Source organism: Kibdelosporangium philippinense, assembly GCF_021390435.2.
In the GTDB taxonomy this organism is placed as follows: Bacteria; Actinomycetota; Actinomycetes; order Mycobacteriales; family Pseudonocardiaceae; genus Kibdelosporangium; species Kibdelosporangium philippinense.
Window position 1 is genome coordinate 1,916,331 of the sequence record NZ_JAJVCN010000002.1, and the last position, 19,909, is coordinate 1,936,239.

The following is a 19,909-nucleotide window of genomic DNA, read 5'->3' on the forward strand; positions in this document are numbered from 1 at the left end:
CAAGTCCGGACCAGAAGGCTCCCCGTGATTGCGTATCGTGCCATGCTCGATGTCCCGCGTGAACTGGCCCTCTACCTCAGCCGGCTGCTGCACGCCGAACGCCGCCGACGCGGCACCCGCAAGAACAGCAGGGCGTTGACCTGCTTTCGCCACGCGGTGCTGGGCCTGCGCTGGTTCCGGCAGAACACCGACGTCCCCGCCCTGGCTCGCGATCACGGCATCTCCCGCGCCACCGGCTACCGCTACTTGGATGAGGTCGTCATCGTGCTCGCCGAGCAGGCGCCGGACCTGCATGAGGCCCTGCAGCGGGCCAAGGATGAGGGCACGGCCTACGTGATCCTCGATGGAAAGGTCTTCTCCGCCGATCGCTGTAGCGAGAAAACGTTGAGCGTGAAAGGCGAGCCGATCGACCTGTGGTACTCCGGCAAAGCCCGCGAGCACGGCGGCAACATCCAAGCGCTGTGCGCGCCGGACGGTTTTCCGTGGTGGGTCTCGGATGTCGAGCCCGGTTCACTCCATGACTTGACCGTGGCGCGCGAGCATGTGCTGGGTGCGCTGTACTGGGCCGCCTCGCACCTTGATCTGCCGACGCTGGCCGATGGCGGCTACGACGGTGCCGGCATCGGCGTGCACACCCCGGTCAAACAGCCTGCCGATGGCCAGGTCCTCGACGTGGACACCCGCACACGCAACGCTCTGCTGCGTGGCCTGCGGTGTCTGGGCGAACGTGGTTTCGCCCTGCTCACCGGACGCTGGCGCAGCCTGCGGCATCTCACCGCCAGCCCCAGCAAGATCGGCGACATCGTCAAAGCCGCCCTTGTCCTCACGCATTTCGAACACGGCAAGATCGCGTGAAAGTCGCTGAGATCACCTCAATATACTTGCCGTCATCGAGCATGAGATAGGGCTCAAGTTGCCGAGACTCACCTTGAATTATTCTGATGCGAGTGTCATGAGACGCAAGGTCCTCGACTAGTTTCTCGTAGGCAGACACTTCAAACTCAGTTAGTGTCGAGGCGCTACGCACAACTTTGATCTTGGCTACGAGCCGGTCACGGGTATTGATAACGCCATGCTTGTCGCCAAGGTTTCGTAGCGCTGCTTGAGCGGCTTGCAGCTCGGTTGTGAGTTCAAACCATCCAGTGACCGCTTCACGGATAGTTGCGTTACAAGCGCGGAGATCAGCTAGAGTTCGTCGATGTGCAGCCGCGAAAGAAGGGTCTAGTCGGTAGAGTGAAGGTTGGATTTTCGCGGTAATATGCTCTGGACGCTCGCTAATGGCGTACAACGAGTTTTGAGGTATGTAAATTACTTTTCCAGTCTTAGCGTCGGTATCACCCCACTCGACTGAACATTCGATATGCCTGACTGCATCCCAGTTCTTACCGGCAGCAGGACCCATACGCTTCTTGTCGTCGATCAGCGATGCCGCAACCTGCTGATTGATCGTATAGTCAGGATCTACGGCGTGCGCAATATAAGCAATTAGCGCAGATTTTCCTGACGAGCGCGCTCCGATGATTGAAACAAGATTAGGATTGAAGGTAATTTCGTCAGGAAAATCATTTGTCCCCTGAAATCGAACCTTCGAGATATATTGATAGGGTTGCTTTGCGTCTGGCTTGCTTGACTGGATTTTGACACGATGTTCGGGCTCAACCAGCGTCTGCTGAAGACCTTCAAACGTTGGGTCGGCCTTTATCCAAGTTACCTCCTTGTAGCTACCAGGCCGATTTATATGCTTGCCTAGCCAGTTGTTCAGATCTTCAAAGCTATGGGCGTCACATCCGCTAAATACCGGCTTCGGGGCAGAACGCTGTCTTTTGTCTTCGAACCGGTCCGTTTTGAGGAAATGCGTTGTCGACTTGGAATTGCCAAAGAGTGCGTCCGCTAGCTTGTCGATCTGATCAGCGATGTTGGCCTTCCTGGCGATACCGTTTTGCGCCCGGATACCATCGTTATTCGCTGGCACGATGATCAAAATATGATCGGACCTAACAGCTTTTCTTCCGAAAGTACCCTCTATAGCCTTTGCGATATCATCGCGGGTAACGGTGGCCTCTTTGAAATGCTGTGTAGTAATAAGCTCTGAGCATTTAAGGTTTCGATCGCGCTGATCGGTAACCTGCGTTTTAAGCTCACCGAGGAACTTCCGAATATCGCCTTCATCGGCGTCCGGGCGAAAAAGAATGTGAATGTTAACTATCTCATTGCCGCGATTGACTGCCTCGTTCAGCCTAAGCTCAACGTTTGGCATGAACACTTTGGTCGATTCGGGATACCGATGTTTGTGCTCCTTTTTGAAGGTATAGAATGCGTCCGCTGAGAAGTAGTCCGTAATCCCAAAGACCGCAACATCGGATTCCTCGAGAATTCGGCAGAACTCGTCCCAGTTGGGCGGACTGCCGTATCCATCACTGAGCTTAGTCCCAGGCGGGTGAACGTGCAGGTCCCATTTTCGCCATATCGAGCCGCCCGGAAAACGCTTCACAGTGTACCTCTTCGCCGCGCGCAAGATGCGCGCACAATCAGGCTTTCGACCACATGCAAACGGTTAGTGTCATTACTTAGTACGATCTGAGCGAAAATAGGGCGCACATCTACAACCACTTACCGGCTGTATTTTACCATTCTTCGGGAAGTGAAGTTTACCGTCAACTACGCCCTGGTGTCGCCAAATGATCACCTTCCTGTACGGCACGTGCTACATCGAGCATCGACTACGTGGCCGACAACGTTACGCCCTGCAGTCGTCGCGGCAAGCATTTGGCCCAATGTGCACCCGTTCAGGTGATATGGCCGCGTTACTGAAGGCGACCGTCAGCTATTTCGTGTTGGAAGGCGACTGCTCAGTCGTATACGTGGTGGACTTTGGACGGACTCGTCCGTGTATGCGGTCCCCGTCGAATACGCCTAGAGGTTCGCTCAGAACTGCGCCAGCGGTGATCCTAGGCCTCAGGCTTCGGCAACGGTGCAGCTTCTTCCTCAGCCGCCTGCCCGGCGCGGCGTTTCTCCAGCGCCCGAGAGATGAGCCCACGGGCCGCCTGCCCATACACCGCCTGCTGCGCCAGCTCGTTGAACGCCCGACCATACAGCGCGATTTCCCGCGGTTGGCTGACGGCCAGCTCGGCGGAGATGGTTTCGACGTTGACGAGCCGGTCATCGAACATGATGAACTGGTTGGTGGGCACGCGGTACTCAGCATCGGTGGGCAGAATCCCAAAGGTGACGCGGGTCAGTGAGGTGACGGCGAGCAGCCGGTCGAGCTGGCCAATCATGACCTCGGTGGAGCCCACGGTGGTGAGCAGCGCCTGGTGGGCGATGACGAAGTGGAAACGCTGGGTGCCCCGGTAGAGGATTTGCTGGCGCTCCATGCGGGCGGCGACGCCCGCCTCGAGGTCGTCCGGGATGCGGTAGAAGTCGATGACCCGGCGCATGACGGCCCGCGCGTAGGCGGCGGTGTGGAGGAGACCGGGGACGAGCACGGGCTCGAACCAGCGCATGAGCTGGGTTTCGGCCTCGATGGTCTTGGAGGCGTGTTGGCGGCGACGAGTACCGACTTCCAGCATGCGCCGCCACTCCACGTACATCGCTTCGATGTTGCGGACGGTGGCGATGAGGTCGGGTATCTGCTCGGCAGCGCCGGTGTGCTGGCACCAGGCGCGGATGTCGTCTTCGGACGGCGTCTGCTTGCCGTGCTCGATCTTCGACACCTTGGAACTGTTGGTCCAGCCGGCGCGGGCGGCGAGGCCCACGCCGGACAAACCGGCATTTTTGCGCAGGTCACGCAGCCGCTGGCCGAGGGCTTCGCGCGCCTGATGAACCGAGCTGGTCACTGCACCCTGACTTAGGCCGTGACGTGGTCGCTGGCGCGATACTGCTGGTGCGGGATGGCCCGCTCCCACACCCGGTCCCGCACGGCCCGGCAGTGCGCCACGATGACCGGGTCGGTGGTGAGCGCGCCGCCCGCGAACTGTCCGCCGGGCTCGAAGATCGTGAAGACCACGCGCTCATTATCGAACAGCCAATAGTCGTCGGTGGTGAGGTCGGCCGCATCAATCAGGTGGCGCGGCAACCAGCGGATGTCTTCCCCGGCGGCGATGTTGTGCTCGGCGACGGTGAGGCCCCAGCGGGTGTAGTCGCCGTGCGGGACGGTGACGACGCGGGCCCGCGTGACGCGCTTGCCGCTCGTGGTCACCTCCCGAATCAGGTCAAGCCACGGCTTGTGCCACGCAAGGTCGTCCGGTTGGCCGCTGAGGAAGAGCTGGAACGGCCCGGACTCTTCCGGGGTGTGGTAGGAGTCCTGAACCTCCAGATGGAACGCCTCACGCTCGAAGGTTCGGAACAGCACGTCAAACGCCTCGCCCTGTAGCAGGTTCACCGAACCAAACCTCCTTGTGCTTTGGAACTTCTACGCTCGCCTCGTGACCAGGAATGTCCATCCGGGACAGTGCCTCGGCGTCGGTGACGGGTGCACCGGAGAGGAAGAAGGTGCCGCGCCCCGAGTCGCTGAGCGTTGCGCCGAGGTAGGTGTGGGGTTCGAGGTGGGCCAGCAGGCGCTGGGGAATTTCGATGTTGTCGTCGGATTGCCCGGCCACCTTCCAGCCCTGCACCACGTAGGTGCCACGGTCAGTGGCGAACAGGGTAGGCGAGCCGCCACCCTGCGTTTCTTTGCCGAGGAACGTTAGCCGCATGACTGACCCCTTCGCGAACAGTTTGCGTCGGTTTTCTTCCGGTTCTCGATGGTGCCGCGACGAGCGGTTGTGCGTCAACAGATCCTGGTAACGGGAAACTTATCGAGCAAACTGTAGCAAAGTCCTGGAGCCGGAGCAGCGGATGGTCGTACCGTCGCCGTCACTGCCACTTGACGGGCAGTAACCGGCCCGGTGCCTCCCCCGACGTGCGGGCAGCGGGTCGCCGCCGGTGAGCGGTTCTAGCCGCGTCTTCGCATGCCCCGTGCGGGGACAAACACCCCTTCAAGAGCCGCCCACCGGCATCCACTCCCGACCACACTTCCGGATAAGGACGACGTATGGACACGGGCGGCACCACGCCAAGGAGCGCAGGAAACCCCGGCACCGCAAGGAGAACCGGCCGTCGGTACCGGGTGGCACGCCGCCTGCTTGTGCTGGGTATGGCGGCAGTCCTGCCCACGAGCGGTTGCGGCCTCCTGCGCGGCGCGTCGGCGGACCGTGATGCGCCGAGCCCGACCGGCTTGGAGAAAAGCACCATCCGGGTAGGGCGGCTGGCGTTGGTCGACGCGTTGCCGCTGCACCAGGCGATTGACAACGGCTACTTTAAAGCCGAAGGCCTGACCATCGAGCTGTCCACCATGGCCAAGGGCTCGGATAGCGTCGACCGCCTGATAGCCGGCGAGCTGGAGATCGGGCTGACCTCGTATCCGCAGCCCTTGATTGCGCACGCCAAGGGGATCGCGAAGCTCAAGGTGGTGGCTGACGCAGTAGAAACCACCCCCGACCTGATCGTGGCGGTGGTGCAAGCGGGTGGGCCGGTTACTGACCCGCATCAGCTGGTGGGCAAGAAGATCGCGGTGTCGTCGAAACGCGGCATCTCAGAGCTCGTGATGATCGACCAGCTGACGCAGCTGGGTATCACGATGCCGCACGAGAACTTCATCAGCATGCCCATCGGCGACATGCCCGCCGCTTTGAAGCGCGGCGACATCGCAGCGGCCGTAATCGCGCAGCCACCGCTCGAAGAGGCCAAGCAACAGGGGGCGGTGAAGCTGCTCGACCCCTTCACCGGGCCGACAGCTGCATTCCCCTGGTCGGGCTGGTTTGCCACGGAGAAGTTCGCGAGCGAGAACCCGAAGACGGTCGAAGCCTTCCGGCGGGCGCTGGCGCGGGGCGTGGCCGATATGGCGGACCGCAACGTGCTGGAGCAGAGCGCGGTCAAGAACCTGGGCGTCAAGGACGGCATTGCCAAGCTCATGACCGTGCCGAACTTCCCCACGACGGCGGACCCGGTGCGGTTGCAGCGGGTGGCTGACTTGCTTGCCAAGTACGGCGAGACCCCCGCGCGCCTCGACATGCATGCGATGGTGCTGCCGCCGCTGACGTGGACGTCGTCGCCGGTTCCGGCTGGCAACTGAGCCGATTCCCTTATCCCGCAATCAAGAAGTGGCGTTCGCTCGGGGAGGTGCGGCGTCGGTTCATCCCCCAGCAAAACACAAGCAGGTGACGAAACGATGGGTGTCCGCATCAGTGACCGACCACGTAGCGGCAACGTGATTACCTTGCATCCCACGGGATTCGGAGACATGCCCGACGATGACAGCCCGGAGCCGCGCGCAGAGGCGGCGGGCTGGCGCGCGGGCATAGCCCCAGCCATCCACAACGATGCGCCACTACCGGAACCGGCGCAGCTGTATGGCCTTGTGGTGTTGGCCTTCCTCTTGCACACGCCGACACGGGCAGTGGGACGACAGTGGTGCGTGCGGTGCAGCGTCGACTGGCCCTGTGACCACCTGCGGCTCGCCTACCGGCTGCGCGAAGGGTTCTAACGCCAATGTCTACGGACCCGCACCTACCTTCTCCGCCCCGCGAACCGTCGGCGCTGCCACCCCGCGTGGTGTACGGCTACGTGCGGGTAATACGCGGGGACACCGACCGGGCGGCAGCCCTCAAGGCCGACCTGATGGCCTTTTGCCGCACCTACGGCTACATGCTCGGCACGGTGTTCACCGACTGGGGCGTGGACGATACAACCCTGGCCCGACCGGGGTTTGCCTCGCTCGTGGATGTCTGCAAGCTGGTCGGCTCTCACGGCGTCGTGGTGCCTGCCCGCAGTCATCTGTCGAGTCATGACGACACGCTTTCGGTGCTGAAGCGGCAGATCCAGCGCACCGGCGTGCAATTGGTCTGCGTCGACGAGGTCACGGCACTCGGTCCACCGTCCGCCGCACGTGAGGACCACGGCGCGGACACCGAGCAGGATGATGCGCCGTGTTGACGCTGCTCGCGCAGTTCGGTGAGGCGCTCGTTGTCCCGACCGCAGCTGGCGGGCTCGTGGCAGCGGTACTGGCACTCATCGGCCCGCCGCGGAGCCGGTAATGGACGACCAAGAACTCGAACTCGTCGCGGCCTTGAGCTTCGTCCGCAGCAACTTAGAGACCTTTGTGCTTGGGGTGCTCGGCTCGATGGACCAGAACTTTCAGGCGGTCATCTGGCCGGCGCAGACGGCCGAGTTGGGCGACGAGCTGGTAGCGCTCGGACATGCGCTGCGGCAGCAGGCCGCACGCCAGCAGGTGCTGCTTCCCCCAGCCCTGCACGAAAGCGACGAGACCAGCAAGGGAGGTGAAAGCAGTCATGGAAATCATGCCCCCAGTGGTGACAGTTGAGCCGGTGCCGGTGGTGCAGAACCGGACCGAGTTCAACCTGTCGGACGGCGCAGTCGGCGACTCTGGCGAGACCAACGACGGCGGCTATGGCGGCGAGTAAGTGAATACGGAGGCTCCGGGCGGCGCGGCCCGGAGCCTCCGCTGGTTTTGAAGCGACCAGAAAGGACCTTCATGGATCACCGGTTGATCCACCACCTTCGGCAGGCCTTTGACTGGGAGCGGCCCCCGGCCGCCGGAAGTCCGTTTGCCCGTGGGTCGTTGGGGAACACCACCCTCGGCCCCCGTCTGCTTACCCCGCAACGCCTGCTTGACCTCATCATGCGGCGGAGCCTGGCGCACCACCGCTTCCGGTGTCTGGTCGACGGCCAGGACCTGCACCCACAGCGCTACATCAAGATGGGCACGAGCCGCCGGGGCTACGCCGTCCCAATTGCCGACATGGACCGGCTCGGGGCGCTGCTGGAGAGTGGCTGCACCATCGTGCTCGACCAGGTCAACCTGTACGACCCGACCCTTGAGGTGGCCTGTCGAGCCCTTCAGTGGTGGACCGGCCACACGGTGCAGGTCAATCTGTATCTGACCACCGGGCCGGCTGACGGCTTCGAGCTGCATTGGGATGACCACGATGTGATCGTGGTGCAGCTCGCGGGCGACAAATCCTGGGAGGTGCGGGGGCCGTCACGCGTCGCGCCGCTGTTTCGCGACGCCGCCCCCAACTTCGAGCCGAGCGACGACACTCACTGGGCGGGCGGGCTCGAAGCGGGCGAAGCGCTGTACGTCCCGCGCGGCTGGTGGCACCGGGCCGGCCGGACCGACCGCGGGGCCGGATACAGCCTGCACGCCAGCTTCGGCCTGCACCGGCGCACGGGCGCGGACTGGATGACGTGGTTGTCCGACGAAGCCCGCGCCAATGAACTATTCCGCCACGACCTCGACCCGGACGACCGGGACGGCTGGTTGCGCCACGAAGACCGCCTGGCGGCGATGGCGGCGCAGCTAGCGGCCACCCGCACGCCGACGGAATTCCTGTCGGCCCGAGCGGCTGGACTCCCGGCGGGGCGGCACATCCGCACGCACGGGGTGTTCGGGGAGCCGGAGGCGGTGGTGTGCGTGACCGAGTTCCCGCCGCAGATCGAGCATGGCGACGGCATGACGGCGGTGGTGGCAGCGGCCAATCGCGTGACCGCCCCGACGAACCTCTGGCCCGCCGTCGAGCTCTTGACCTCCGGCCACCCCATGCGGCTCGACGAGGTGGAAGCCAAAACCGGCCTGGAGGTGCGGCCGGTGGCCTCAGCGCTGGTGCGCGCTGGCATCTGTGCCGAGGCCACCCCGGAATTGCTGGCCGGTTACGCCGGGCTCGTCAGCTGACTGACGAGGCGCTGCGCGTGAAGTCGTGACGGCTCAACGAACTCGTCGGCATAACCAGGCGGGGCCGCCAGGACTTCCGCGCAGCGCATCAGTTGGCAGAGCAAGCCGGAATGGGTATCCAAGTCGGCCCGGCGGACGGTGGCGATGTGCTCGGCCAGCTCGGGCACAAGCAAAGAGTTGTGCCACAGCGATGCCGCATCCCAGCCGCGCGGGGCCGTACCCCAATCCTCCCAATCCAAGATGTAGAAGTCGGGCGCGGTGAGGTTCTGCCAGTAGAAGTCACCGTGAGCGGTGGTCCATTCAGTGACGGTGATGTCTACCTCGGGGAAGACAGTGGCAATGGCTTCGGTGATCCTTGCCTGGCGGACGGCGACGCGGCTGGTGGTGTGACGAGCAAGCGCGTCCAGCGAGGCAACCAACTCGTCCCACCAGGTAGCCGACACGGCAGGTGCTTGGCGGAGGTAGCCGTAGGGAATGACATGGGAAGAGGTAACATATTCGGTTTCGTCGGCGCGCCAAACCCGGCCGTGCTCCGGGTCAATCCACGACAACGCCTGATACCAAGCCGGTTTGGTGACGCCGTCGAGGACCATGGCGGCCTGCACGCCATCATTGCCGCGCCGCGCGAATTGCGCCAAGGTTTGGTGCTCAATGCGCACCCAGGTATTCCGATCGGTGCGGAAGCCGACTGAACGGCGCTTGCGTATCTGGGTATCACGGTCGAGCTTGACGTCGAGGGCTTGGGTGACCCGGTCGATTTCGGCAGCGGCGTCATATTTTCGCAGATCCAGTTGCATGGTTCATTTTATCGTAGTGGAGCGCCGTTGGGAGGTTGAATCATCAAATGGCGAGGGAGGTGAAACTGACCTCTAAACGTAATGACGCCCAGCCCCCAGAAGAGGGCCGGGCGTTTGTGCTGAACGAGCGAATCCCCTACCGGGAACTCTCATTAGCGCTGCGCGAGTTTTGCGCCGTGAATACCGGGCGCTTGTGCGCTGCTGTTGTCGGATCTTGTCCGGCTACAGCCGGGTCAGGGGTCCGACTAGCAAGGTGGTCCTTCACCTCCGCCTACTCGGCAACACCTCCCCTCAAATCGGCACAGCACTTTCATGCCATGCATTAATGGATGTCGTAGCGGGGACAGGATTTGAACCTGCGACCTCCGGGAAGTAAGCCCGGCGAGCTACCGACCTGCTCCACCCCGCGTGAGAGGGAATGATCGTTCAGCGAAGATGCACAAGCGCTTGTGTGCCAATGAGGTGATCTCAGCGACTTTCACGCGATCTTGCCGTGTTCGAAATGCGTGAGGACAAGGGCGGCTTTGACGATGTCGCCGATCTTGCTGGGGCTGGCGGTGAGATGCCGCAGGCTGCGCCAGCGTCCGGTGAGCAGGGCGAAACCACGTTCGCCCAGACACCGCAGGCCACGCAGCAGAGCGTTGCGTGTGCGGGTGTCCACGTCGAGGACCTGGCCATCGGCAGGCTGTTTGACCGGGGTGTGCACGCCGATGCCGGCACCGTCGTAGCCGCCATCGGCCAGCGTCGGCAGATCAAGGTGCGAGGCGGCCCAGTACAGCGCACCCAGCACATGCTCGCGCGCCACGGTCAAGTCATGGAGTGAACCGGGCTCGACATCCGAGACCCACCACGGAAAACCGTCCGGCGCGCACAGCGCTTGGATGTTGCCGCCGTGCTCGCGGGCTTTGCCGGAGTACCACAGGTCGATCGGCTCGCCTTTCACGCTCAACGTTTTCTCGCTACAGCGATCGGCGGAGAAGACCTTTCCATCGAGGATCACGTAGGCCGTGCCCTCATCCTTGGCCCGCTGCAGGGCCTCATGCAGGTCCGGCGCCTGCTCGGCGAGCACGATGACGACCTCATCCAAGTAGCGGTAGCCGGTGGCGCGGGAGATGCCGTGATCGCGAGCCAGGGCGGGGACGTCGGTGTTCTGCCGGAACCAGCGCAGGCCCAGCACCGCGTGGCGAAAGCAGGTCAACGCCCTGCTGTTCTTGCGGGTGCCGCGTCGGCGGCGTTCGGCGTGCAGCAGCCGGCTGAGGTAGAGGGCCAGTTCACGCGGGACATCGAGCATGGCACGATACGCAATCACGGGGAGCCTTCTGGTCCGGACTTGATCTTCGCAATCCAGTTCTACCAAGGGCTCCCCGCCCATCTTTCCCCGGGTCTCACCACTCCCCAGCACATCGACCAGCGCTCGTCCGAGCAGCTTCGCGGCTCAACAAACGAACCAGAATCTTGGTGAGATTACCTCAATGTACAACGAATTGCAACCGCCACATAAATTATAGTCTTATGGTCAGTTATTCCCAAGCGTAACCAATGCCCAGATGGGCGGGTGGCATGAACTCTTCAGCGACAAACACCTTATAGACATACGTACCGCCATGTAAGAGCTGAAGATGACGCCCTTCTGATTGGTCCGGTTCGATCTGTGCGCTCGCGTCGTTCGAGGTATTAAACCACCACGCCCGTTTAGGGGTGCATTTTTCATGGAATATAAGATGAAAGTCCGCCCGTGTCGCAAACGGAGCTACTACTTGCCAGCGCGCAAACCCTCGGGCTCGGGCGGTACTTTGAAGCCTTGCATCCCACGCATAGCAATACTCCCCATCTTCCGGGCTCAACCGGGTAAATAATTCAAGCACGGCTTCGACGGCACCGCTTGCCGCCTCTTTCAGGGCAATGAGCTTGCAGCCGTATCGCGGCCGGATTGTCACTACCCCTCTGCGGTCGTCGGCGAAGTTTTGGTAGTGAATCCCTATTTGAGGGTTGGCGTTGTGTACAAGCGCGCGTACCCAGGTAACATGGTTAGCCTCAATAACGGAGCCTGTTTCTGAATAGAAAAAGACGCTTGAGTTCCTAAACCGATGAAGCTCGGGAAGATGCTCATCGTTTACCAGTCCGGGCTTTGCGTAGGCAATATGTTTACCGCCTTCGGCAAGCCAGCGGGCCACAACTTGAATAGCGCGATTCTCGCGACGTTCCAAGATTCGAATATCGGCACGAAGCTTCTTAATTTCGGGGTCACTGGACGATTCTATATCGCGGAGATACGCTGCGCGGCGTTCGTGCACTGTATCCGCGATGTAGCGAGGGTCGAATCGAAATCCAACCAAGAATGCTTCTCGCGTCTTTCGATCATCCAACCCGGCCGCCATGGACTGCAGTTCCTCCTGGCATTCGTCTAGTCCAGTCGACTTACCGATACGGGAAAGACGGAAGCGGAGCGCGCGAACTATGTCAGCGTACCTTTCCTCACCCAGCCTCTGAGTGGTGCAACCGGGCCCTCGGCGCAGCTCGCTTAGGAGTTCGTCGTACTTCGTACGTACATCGTCCATCAGGCGTACGCTCCATCCCTCGTAGTGTCCCTGACCGCTCCCTGATCGTTCTAAGTACGCCGCTAGAACCTGAAGCCGTCCCCTAAATGATCATAGGTTTTGATCTCACTGCTCCCTATCGTTGACCTCATGGGTTCCTTGGAGCCTATGAGGTCAGATACGAAGTTTACCAACCTTGGGGTGATGATCCTCTTCTCGTAGAGGAGGTTGACTGATTGGGTTCTGTCGAAGTCACTCTGCTTGTCGGGCTGTTCGTGTTTTTGCTGGGCGTGCTTACCGGCAACGGCATGCTCACGCTCGCCCAGCAACAGCGAGAGCGTCGCCAAGCCGACATGCAGCGACGAATCAACGAAGAGGTACGCCGAAACGGATGGACTTGATCGCTAAGAGACCAAACAGTGGCGCTACCTCAACAGAGGTAGCGCCATAACTATTCATAGAGGAGCGTTGAATGGCACAAGCATGGAATCGCGCCGTCAATGACCAAAGTCATCTGGCAAGCGGCGATACGTCAGGCGGTTTGATGTCGACTCACCTACGCCGCAGTCTCGTAATCCCGGAGGCACCTAGCCGTGTCAGTCAGTACGAGGCGCTGGACCGCTACTACCAGGGGATGGCGAACATCGTCCACGGTGCTCGCATTGCGGAAGTAGCCAATCAGTGCCTCTATGAGCTGGACGACCAGATTCAGGACGCGGCCGAGCGGGGCCGTTCACTTTTGGCGCTGGGTCTGGCAGAACGCAACATGGTGGCGTTCTCGCGGGCCGCTGGCCTCTTCATTGAGGACTATGTGACGCGGCCGGTAAGGCGAGGACACTGGTGACACCCACGATTGTTGCCATCGGCTTAGTTCTGCTTACTGTCGGGCTCGTTGGTGTGCTCGGGTCGTACCACTACGACCTCAACCGCGTCGAAAAGCGGTTGGATCAGGTCGAGGCGGACGTCGCCGCACTAACCCACGAGTTCACGTCCTTCGCTGACTGGCATGTGCAGGCCCTGTGGGCTCGTGCCCGGCAAGAAGTCGACCGGGAACTGGGCCAGAAGGGCGGGCAGCCGCATGGGTAGCTCACATGACCCGATTAAGTTCTTGTTCAAGCTCCATCACCGCATGACCAACTTCACCCGCGAACGACCCGGACGACCGGGTCTGACCGCATGGAGCCGGGGGGTGGTGTTGCTCTTCGGGCTGGGGGTTGCGCTGCCGGTGCTCGGTCCGGCACTTGGCACGATGCCCGCAGGAGTGTGGCTAATTCTTCTTGTCGGACTGGGGCTTCGTGTGGCCTTGTGGCTCCAACGTCGTTGGCGGTAGATCACCGCCCCGACACATCTATCCACCCGACCACCTCTGGCCGTCCTGACCGCCCTCATTCATCGGGGCCAATTCGGTGAGGCTCCGGCCGCCGCAGCTAGTGAATTCCGCTACTACCAACCCTTTCCCGCACTCTCACGACAGGAGACTATGCCCAAAACAAGTCGCATGAAGCTGGACCGCAAGATCGAACACATTGCTCGCCAGGACCGCAAAGACTTCTACCAGCGGCTGGAGATCGACCTCCACCGGATGTGGCGCGAAGCCGAGGAGTCCGGTGTGTACCCGGTGGATGCGCGACTCACCCAGCCGGTGCTCACCGGGCAGCCGGCCAACCCCGGTCGCCGGTGACGGCGCTCCCGCACGTCGCGTTCATGCACCAGGGCATGACCGACTATGCACACTCGGTGGGGCGTCCCCTCCCGGCTATCGACTTCACGATGGTCGTGGCCTGTCCGGACCGGGGGCGCCAGATCGCCGAGGCCTACGAGGCCGCGCCGGTCTTCGAACCAAGCGCTATCCCCGTGTACAAGGCCTTCATCCGCGAAACGGTGCGCCAGTTCCAGCTCCTGACCCGCCCCACCTGGCGCGGCGGGCTGGGCGTGGCGGTCGTCCTCTCATGGCGCGACCCGCACGCGAAGGCCGCCACCATGCTGGATGAGCTGCGCGAGCGGCGCAGGCTGCGGATTTACATGACGGCCGCCTGCGGCAACCCGCACCCGTACCTCGCCGACCATGAGAACGACATGTTCCGGGCTGTTCACGACGCCTTCGGTCACGCGGCGACCGGCAGCGATTTTGGTCCCGACGGCGAGGAAGCGGCCTGGCTGGCGCACAGTTACTTGTACTCACCGCTGGCCAGGCGCGCCCTGACCACTGAGACCCGTGGGCAGCAGGCGGCATTGATCTACGGCAACCAGCAGGGCTTCCCGCCGCCGCAGAAGCTCTGCCTGCTGCCCGCCGCGTTCTCTGAGCTGACCAACGTGACGTTCCGCGGTGCCGCCCGCTGATCAGACACCGCCTCAGCCGGCTGCGGCGACGCTCACCGGTCCGGCCGCGAAGAACGTGCGGCGAGCCATCACGTTCGTCACGTTCACGATCGCCGGACTGGTCTTCGCCTTCGGCTTCGGCAACGGCGTCGCCATCGGCGTACAGCTGGGTGTGCCGCTGGCGATCGCGCCGCTCGTCGCCCCGGCGGTTGACCTGACGGTGGTGGCGTTGCTCGTCGCCATGCAGTACCTGAGAGCGAACGGTGTCGAGACCCGCCTGCTGGGGCCGCGTCTGCTCCTCATGTTCAGCAGTGTGGCGACGCTCGCCATGAATGTCGCTCACCCGATTCTCCTTGGGGCGTATGGACAAGCGGCGTTCTATGCCATAGCGCCGCTCTTGCTGCTCGGCTGGAGCGAGGTCGGTCCCCGACTTCTGGCCGCCTTGCACGGGATGAAGCCTCAGCCAGCCAGGACGGTCCCGGACACGAAGGACGCTCCGGCGCACGCGCTTGTTGAGCGAGCCCGGCAGCTGGACGTGGAACACCGCCTGCAACACGGCCGTCCGATCACCAGGGACCGCTTGCGGACGGCGCTACAAGTCTCCAACGCAACAGCGGGACAGGTTCTGCGGGAAGTCCGCCATGTCGTCGCCCAGGACGCATAGCCGCGGCGATGGCATGACTGTTTTGCTCTTCCATATCGGACTCGACTCCGGCCATGACGAAAGTAAGAAATGGTTGATTTTACAGATTTTCCAACTTTTTATCGGCAATCTGCCTATTGCCTTTAAAAAGTATAGTACGCAAAGGCTTTGGCAAAGCCCTTTTGTAAACTTAGGGTTGTGGTTTCGCAGCTTTGGCGCGTTGCGGAGGGGCTTGTTTCTGAGGCCCGCAAGACTGTCGCGGCCATCGAGGCGGTTCGCTGCCGTCGCTTGCGACTTTTTGCAATACCGAATGTATCCGAAACTGGCCATTTGACGGGCTTGTCAACTTTGACAGGCCGCGCTATACAGGTTATTAAATGTCCCGCTCACTATCATTTAATGAATGGTTTTTGATCTGAATGCAGCTGTGTTTCGCCTAATGAATGCCTAGCGCATGCGATTCATAGTAGGTGGGCGATGGTGACGGTTGGGTCGCATCCCTCCCTGGCCCAACGGTCACCCATCGCACCTTCTCCCACGACACCGACAACAAGCTACAACGAACTACTGTGGGCTCGCGTGCCTTGCGGTGTATTCGATGCGGCCTTGAGAGTCCATGAGGTCTCTATAAGACGAGCCAGCTGCTTATGCAGCTCTGATCCGATAACTCGGACGCGTCTTCGACGTTGCCAATTTTCCGAGGTTCAACGCCTCAACGTAACGAGATGAGAGGAGGTCGTCCGTATGGGCCGACGCATTCGCATTACCGCCATTAAGAAAAAGGAACCAGTCGTGGGCCTGTACGTGCAGGCGCTCATTACCTATGTCCGGGAGCTCCAAGCCGCCGAAGACCAACAACAGAAGCCGAAGTTTGAGGCTGCTACCGATGACGTCACGCCTAACCTCGGCCTTTCGCGCAGTATTTAGTTGATCTTGCTTGTGGTTTTGTCGATCTTGCCGTGAGTGTTTCCGACTGTGAGCGTGGCTAGCCCGCCGACCTGCTTGTGTCGGCCGCTCCGGTTCTTGCCGATCGTAGGGACAGGGGTGCGGATCAGGTGAAGGCGGCGCGGATCTTCAACCAGCCCTGGGCGATCGCGTGGGCATAGGCACAGGTTTCATCGATGCGGATCCGGACTTGCCGGGCACCACGAGTGATTCGGGCGCCCACGTGCAGCACCAAGTTCCGGAACGTAGCGATCTCGGCGCGCGCCAGCACGGGTGTGCCGGTGAAACCCAGGATTTTCGCCCAACACACCAGATCAGTGGCCGCCAGTAACGTCTCCAGCCAGGCGGTGTTCTCCGCGAACCCACGACAGGGCAGGTTGCGCAGGCCGGTGGCCTTGGCTTGGCGGATGCGGTCTTCCACCCGGGCGTGCTGGCGGTGGTGCAGTTCCAGACCGGCGGTCTGACCGGGGATGACCCGGTCGGGGATGTCGGTGATGAACGCGGTGATCCGATGCCCGTCCACATCGGTGAACCTCAACTGGGCGCCGGGATGGGGACGTTCAGCACGCACGATGACCTTCGATCCGGCAGGCCAACTCGACAGGTCGAGCATTCCGGTGATGTCGGCGACCCAGGCACCATCCCGGATCCCGCCCGCACGGTCGATGGCCGATTCCCATGCCTGGTCGGGAATCTGATCGACCACGACCTGGATGCGGGCATCCACCGGGAACCCGAAGGAGAACCACACTCCCCGCTCCCGGCACGCCTGCGCGAACGCGAGGGTGGCACCGGCGGAGTCCGAGCGGGCTACCACCCGCACCGAGTCCGGATCACCCGGACGTGGCCGGGCATGGGCGGGTAACGACGCCAACGCCCGCTCCAGCACCGCGATGTGGTCTGCTGCCGTGTTCGACCCGGCGTTACCCGCCCGCAGCAGGCCCGCCAGTGCTTCGCCTCCCGAGACCTCTGGGCGGTCCAGAAACGCCAACAACGGGTGAAAACCAAACGTCCGTTTCCAGGTTTTGGCCGCGTTCTCCTTGTCCTCAGCATGGGAAATCGTGACCGTGGCGTCGAAATCGATCCGCAGCAGCCCGGTCAGGTCCGGGCCGGCACCCGCGGCCCACGCCCGTTCTCGGGCCGCCGCCCGCGCGGCGAGTATCCCCGGCAGATGCGCTTCGTCGATCCGGTCCAGCATCCGCCAGGCGGTCGGCATGCTGGCCACCGGCCCGCACACCGCATGCTGGTCACCGAAGACCTCGATGTGCGAGACACAGTCGCCGCCATCGGCGATGGCCACGGCCATGTCGGCGAACACCTGTCCTGGTGCATGCATCCACGGACCGGCATACGTGTCGACCAACGCCTCGTTCACCCCCGCGACCAGGCCGGTGTCCTGGGCCAACTCCCGCAACATCCCCACCCCGGCATGCGACACCACACCACGCCCATCAGCACTGACCTTGACCCGCCTCGACCGCTTGCTACGCTTCACCTACGGAGTGCCCTTCTGCTTGGGATCTGCTGTCATCGCAAACAACAGTTTCCCTTGCAGGACGGCACTTCCGTGCATCTATAGCCCGTGTCGCACTATTTCGCGCGAAAGACGCAGGCTAAGGAGGTCGACCATGAGGGGGATTGAGCTGCTGTTCTTGCTGCTGCTGGCGGGGTTCACACCCGCTGCCGGCATTCTGTGGCTGCGGGCTGGTAGTCGGCGGACATGGCAAGCCGAACTCGTGGCCTACGTGCTGAAATTCCCCCGCGGCCTCGATCCGAGCGCGGTCGTCGCCTTCATCAGCGGCCTGTCGGGTGTGGTGGCGTCGCACTGGGAGCGGCCGGTCGCCACGCGGGCAGTCGTGCTGGAAGTGAACGCCACGCCCGCCGGGATCAACCATCACCTGGTGGTGCCGCGTTCGCTCGCGCAGGTCGTGCTATCGGCGCTTCGGGCGGCTCTGCCGAGTGTGACGGCACGCGAGGACGCGAACTACCACCTGGCACGGCCGGTGCTGGCGGCCGAACTTGGCCTCAACGACCACAATCGCAGCTTGGCCACTGACCGGGCAGGGGCGGTCAGCAGCGCCATTCTGGCCAGCCTGCAGCCCTTGATGGCCGGGGAACAGTTGGTGGTCCAGTGCGCCCTGTCGCCCTTGGGGCCGGTGTCGGCCAGCCACCAGCCGCCCCCTGCCGGCCTCTGGCAAGTATTCAGCGGCCAAGCTGGCCCTAGCCATAAGCCCGACAAGCAGGCGGTCAAGGCCGCTCATGCCAAGCAAGCCAGGCCGTTGTTTGCGGCCACCCTGCGCATCGGGGTCGCTGCGCCGCCGATGCGTGCCCGGTCCCTCCTGCTGCGCGCGTTGGCGGCGTTTCACACGGCCAACGCGCCCGGCGTGCACCTGCATCGCCTCGACCGGTCGAGCGAGCACGTTGGGGGCGCTCTCATCGAGCGGCGCTTGCCGCTCCTGACCTGGCCGTGCACCTTAAACGCAGCCGAACTCGCCGGACTGGTGGCATTCCCGCTCGGCACGGTCGCCCTCCCCGGCTTGCAGTTGGGCGGCACCCGGCTGTTGGCTCCGGCCGCCGACATCCCCAGCCGTGGGCGGATCATCGGCGAGGCCACGTTCCCTGGGGCTGAACGCCCGCTTGGGTTGTCTGTTGAGGACTCACGCCGTCATTTACATGTCATAGGACCAACGGGCTCGGGCAAGTCCACGTTGCTCCTTGGCCTGATCACCCAGGACATGGCGGCGGGCCGTGGTGTGGTGGTGCTCGACCCCAAGGGAGACTTAGTGTCTGACGTCCTCGACCGGGTCCCAGCCCACCGCCTCGACGACGTCTGCATCCTGGACCCCGCCGACGAAGAACGGCCGGTCGGTCTGAACCTGCTTGCCGCTTCCGAGGGTGACCGGGAGCTGGTGACTGAGCAAGTCGTGGGCACGCTGCACAACCTTTACCAAGCCAGCTGGGGGCAACGCACCGACGACATCCTGCGCTCAGCCGTACTGACCCTGGTGGGCGCACCCGGCATGACGCTGGCCGAAATTCCGCTCCTACTCACCGATGCGAGCTTCCGCCGTCGGCTGGTCGGTCGCCTCGATGATCCCATTGCACTTGGTCCCTTTTGGGCGGCGTACGAAGCGTGGAGCGATGGGGAACGCGCGCAAGCCATTGGCCCGGTGATGAACAAGCTGCGGGCCTTCCTGCTCCGGCGGCGACTGCGCAACGTGCTGGGCCAAGCCCATCCCCGCCTGAACCTCGACTGGGCTCTGAATCGCAACAAGATTTTGCTCGTGCCGCTGGCGAAAGGCGTGCTCGGTGAGGAAGCCGCCGCCCTCATCGGCTCGCTCGTCGTTGCCCGTGTCTGGCAGGCCGTGCAGCGGCGTTCGATGATGCCGCAAGACAAGCGCCCCACAACGTTCGGCTTCATTGACGAGTTCCAGGACTACCTGAAGCTGCCCATGAGCGTGGCTGACATCCTCGCCCAAGCGCGCGGGCTGGGCCTCGGACTGGCCTTAGCTCACCAAAACCTGGACCAACTCCCGACGTCGCTGCAAAAAGCCGTGCTGGCCAACGCCCGCAGCCGCGTGATCTTCCAGACCTCGGCGGGAGACGCCCACAGCCTGGCCCGTGAACTGGCACCGTACTTGTCCGCTGAGGACCTGCAAGGTCTGGGCGCGTACGAGATCGTGGCCACGCTGTCAGCCGGAGCGCGGATCGCGCCGCCGGTGACTGGTCGGACGTTGCTGCCGCCTCCGGTCACCGGATTGGCCGAGGAAGCCCATCAGCGATCACGTGAGCGCTACGGTCGCGACCGCGCCGACGTCGAAGCCGCGATCCGGGCGCGACACGAAGGCCGAGCGCCCGGTGGTGGCCTGGGTCGCCGGGAGGTGCGCTCATGACTCGCGCTCTTGCATCCCGCTGGCAAGCCGCGGTTCCGGTCGCTGTT

Annotated in this window: 22 protein-coding genes and 1 tRNA gene; 14 read left to right on the forward strand and 9 right to left on the reverse strand. The window is 62.9% G+C overall.

Annotated elements, in window-relative coordinates:
- Positions 1-24: 24 nt before the first annotated feature.
- The gene (locus LWC34_RS27670) at positions 25-855 is read left to right on the forward strand and encodes a transposase family protein (protein ID WP_233722715.1); all 831 of its coding nucleotides are present in this window, start codon (positions 25-27) and stop codon (positions 853-855) included.
- Here the strand turns inward: LWC34_RS27670 and LWC34_RS27675 are convergent.
- From LWC34_RS27675 to LWC34_RS27690, 4 genes are all read right to left on the reverse strand, one after another.
- Complete coding sequence (locus LWC34_RS27675) at positions 824-2,491, reverse strand: hypothetical protein (RefSeq protein WP_233728040.1); 1,668 nt, start codon at positions 2,489-2,491, stop codon at positions 824-826. The two genes, LWC34_RS27670 and LWC34_RS27675, sit on opposite strands and share 32 nt — an antisense overlap.
- A gap of 457 nt (positions 2,492-2,948) precedes the next feature.
- Positions 2,949-3,836, reverse strand: a complete 888-nt coding sequence (locus LWC34_RS27680; RefSeq protein WP_233728041.1) for a helix-turn-helix domain-containing protein — start codon at positions 3,834-3,836, stop codon at positions 2,949-2,951.
- A gap of 11 nt (positions 3,837-3,847) precedes the next feature.
- Positions 3,848-4,351: a DUF6879 family protein gene (locus LWC34_RS27685; protein WP_250109453.1), complete on the reverse strand. Its 504-nt coding sequence runs from the start codon at positions 4,349-4,351 to the stop codon at positions 3,848-3,850.
- 1 nt (position 4,352) lies between these two features.
- Entirely contained in the window at positions 4,353-4,772 is a 420-nt protein-coding gene (locus LWC34_RS27690) for a hypothetical protein (protein WP_233728043.1), read from the reverse strand.
- 260 nt (positions 4,773-5,032) lie between these two features.
- Between LWC34_RS27690 and LWC34_RS27695 the strand changes: the two genes are divergently transcribed.
- From LWC34_RS27695 to LWC34_RS27715, 5 genes are all read left to right on the forward strand, one after another.
- Complete coding sequence (locus tag LWC34_RS27695) at positions 5,033-6,112, forward strand: ABC transporter substrate-binding protein (protein ID WP_233728044.1); 1,080 nt, start codon at positions 5,033-5,035, stop codon at positions 6,110-6,112.
- A gap of 168 nt (positions 6,113-6,280) precedes the next feature.
- Positions 6,281-6,523 (forward strand): hypothetical protein, encoded by a 243-nt coding sequence (locus tag LWC34_RS27700; protein WP_233728045.1) that lies wholly within the window; start codon positions 6,281-6,283, stop codon positions 6,521-6,523.
- Positions 6,524-6,528: 5 nt separating this feature from the next.
- Complete coding sequence (locus LWC34_RS27705; protein WP_233728046.1) at positions 6,529-6,972, forward strand: recombinase family protein; 444 nt, start codon at positions 6,529-6,531, stop codon at positions 6,970-6,972.
- A gap of 100 nt (positions 6,973-7,072) precedes the next feature.
- Positions 7,073-7,360 carry a hypothetical protein gene (locus tag LWC34_RS27710; protein WP_233728047.1) on the forward strand — a complete coding sequence of 96 codons (288 nt, stop codon included), beginning with the start codon at positions 7,073-7,075 and terminating at the stop codon, positions 7,358-7,360.
- Positions 7,361-7,531: 171 nt separating this feature from the next.
- On the forward strand, positions 7,532-8,728 hold the full coding sequence (locus tag LWC34_RS27715; protein WP_233728048.1) for a JmjC domain-containing protein: 1,197 nt from the start codon (positions 7,532-7,534) through the stop codon (positions 8,726-8,728).
- Here LWC34_RS27715 and LWC34_RS27720 read toward each other — a convergent pair.
- The 4 genes from LWC34_RS27720 to LWC34_RS27735 form a co-directional block, all read right to left on the reverse strand.
- Positions 8,707-9,525: a hypothetical protein gene (locus tag LWC34_RS27720; protein ID WP_233728049.1), complete on the reverse strand. Its 819-nt coding sequence runs from the start codon at positions 9,523-9,525 to the stop codon at positions 8,707-8,709. The genes LWC34_RS27715 and LWC34_RS27720 overlap by 22 nt on opposite strands.
- A gap of 335 nt (positions 9,526-9,860) precedes the next feature.
- A tRNA-Val gene (locus tag LWC34_RS27725) sits at positions 9,861-9,934 on the reverse strand.
- A 69-nt stretch (positions 9,935-10,003) separates the two neighbouring features.
- A complete protein-coding gene (locus LWC34_RS27730) occupies positions 10,004-10,834 on the reverse strand; it encodes a transposase family protein (protein ID WP_233722715.1) in 831 nt (276 codons plus the stop codon).
- 211 nt (positions 10,835-11,045) lie between these two features.
- Positions 11,046-12,083 (reverse strand): hypothetical protein, encoded by a 1,038-nt coding sequence (locus LWC34_RS27735; RefSeq protein WP_233728050.1) that lies wholly within the window; start codon positions 12,081-12,083, stop codon positions 11,046-11,048.
- A gap of 215 nt (positions 12,084-12,298) precedes the next feature.
- Here LWC34_RS27735 and LWC34_RS27740 point away from each other — a divergent pair, with 215 nt between their 5' ends.
- From LWC34_RS27740 to LWC34_RS27770, 7 genes are all read left to right on the forward strand, one after another.
- A complete protein-coding gene (locus LWC34_RS27740; RefSeq protein WP_233728051.1) occupies positions 12,299-12,463 on the forward strand; it encodes a hypothetical protein in 165 nt (54 codons plus the stop codon).
- A 71-nt stretch (positions 12,464-12,534) separates the two neighbouring features.
- On the forward strand, positions 12,535-12,906 hold the full coding sequence (locus LWC34_RS27745) for a hypothetical protein (protein ID WP_233728052.1): 372 nt from the start codon (positions 12,535-12,537) through the stop codon (positions 12,904-12,906).
- Entirely contained in the window at positions 12,903-13,148 is a 246-nt protein-coding gene (locus tag LWC34_RS27750; protein ID WP_233728053.1) for a hypothetical protein, read from the forward strand. The genes LWC34_RS27745 and LWC34_RS27750 overlap by 4 nt, the downstream gene beginning before the upstream one ends.
- Before the next feature lie 412 nt (positions 13,149-13,560).
- On the forward strand, positions 13,561-13,743 hold the full coding sequence (locus LWC34_RS27755; protein WP_233728054.1) for a hypothetical protein: 183 nt from the start codon (positions 13,561-13,563) through the stop codon (positions 13,741-13,743).
- Positions 13,744-13,778: 35 nt separating this feature from the next.
- A complete protein-coding gene (locus LWC34_RS27760; RefSeq protein ID WP_233728055.1) occupies positions 13,779-14,402 on the forward strand; it encodes a hypothetical protein in 624 nt (207 codons plus the stop codon).
- Positions 14,389-15,045, forward strand: a complete 657-nt coding sequence (locus LWC34_RS27765; protein WP_233728056.1) for a hypothetical protein — start codon at positions 14,389-14,391, stop codon at positions 15,043-15,045. The genes LWC34_RS27760 and LWC34_RS27765 overlap by 14 nt, the downstream gene beginning before the upstream one ends.
- 723 nt (positions 15,046-15,768) lie before the next feature.
- On the forward strand, positions 15,769-15,951 hold the full coding sequence (locus LWC34_RS27770; RefSeq protein ID WP_233728057.1) for a hypothetical protein: 183 nt from the start codon (positions 15,769-15,771) through the stop codon (positions 15,949-15,951).
- Between the two features lie 124 nt (positions 15,952-16,075).
- Here LWC34_RS27770 and LWC34_RS27775 read toward each other — a convergent pair whose 3' ends face one another.
- Positions 16,076-17,464, reverse strand: a complete 1,389-nt coding sequence (locus LWC34_RS27775) for an IS1380 family transposase (protein WP_233724823.1) — start codon at positions 17,462-17,464, stop codon at positions 16,076-16,078.
- A gap of 157 nt (positions 17,465-17,621) precedes the next feature.
- Here LWC34_RS27775 and LWC34_RS27780 point away from each other — a divergent pair, with 157 nt between their 5' ends.
- A complete protein-coding gene (locus tag LWC34_RS27780) occupies positions 17,622-19,862 on the forward strand; it encodes a type IV secretory system conjugative DNA transfer family protein (protein ID WP_233728058.1) in 2,241 nt (746 codons plus the stop codon).
- The last annotated feature ends 47 nt before the right edge of the window (positions 19,863-19,909 follow it).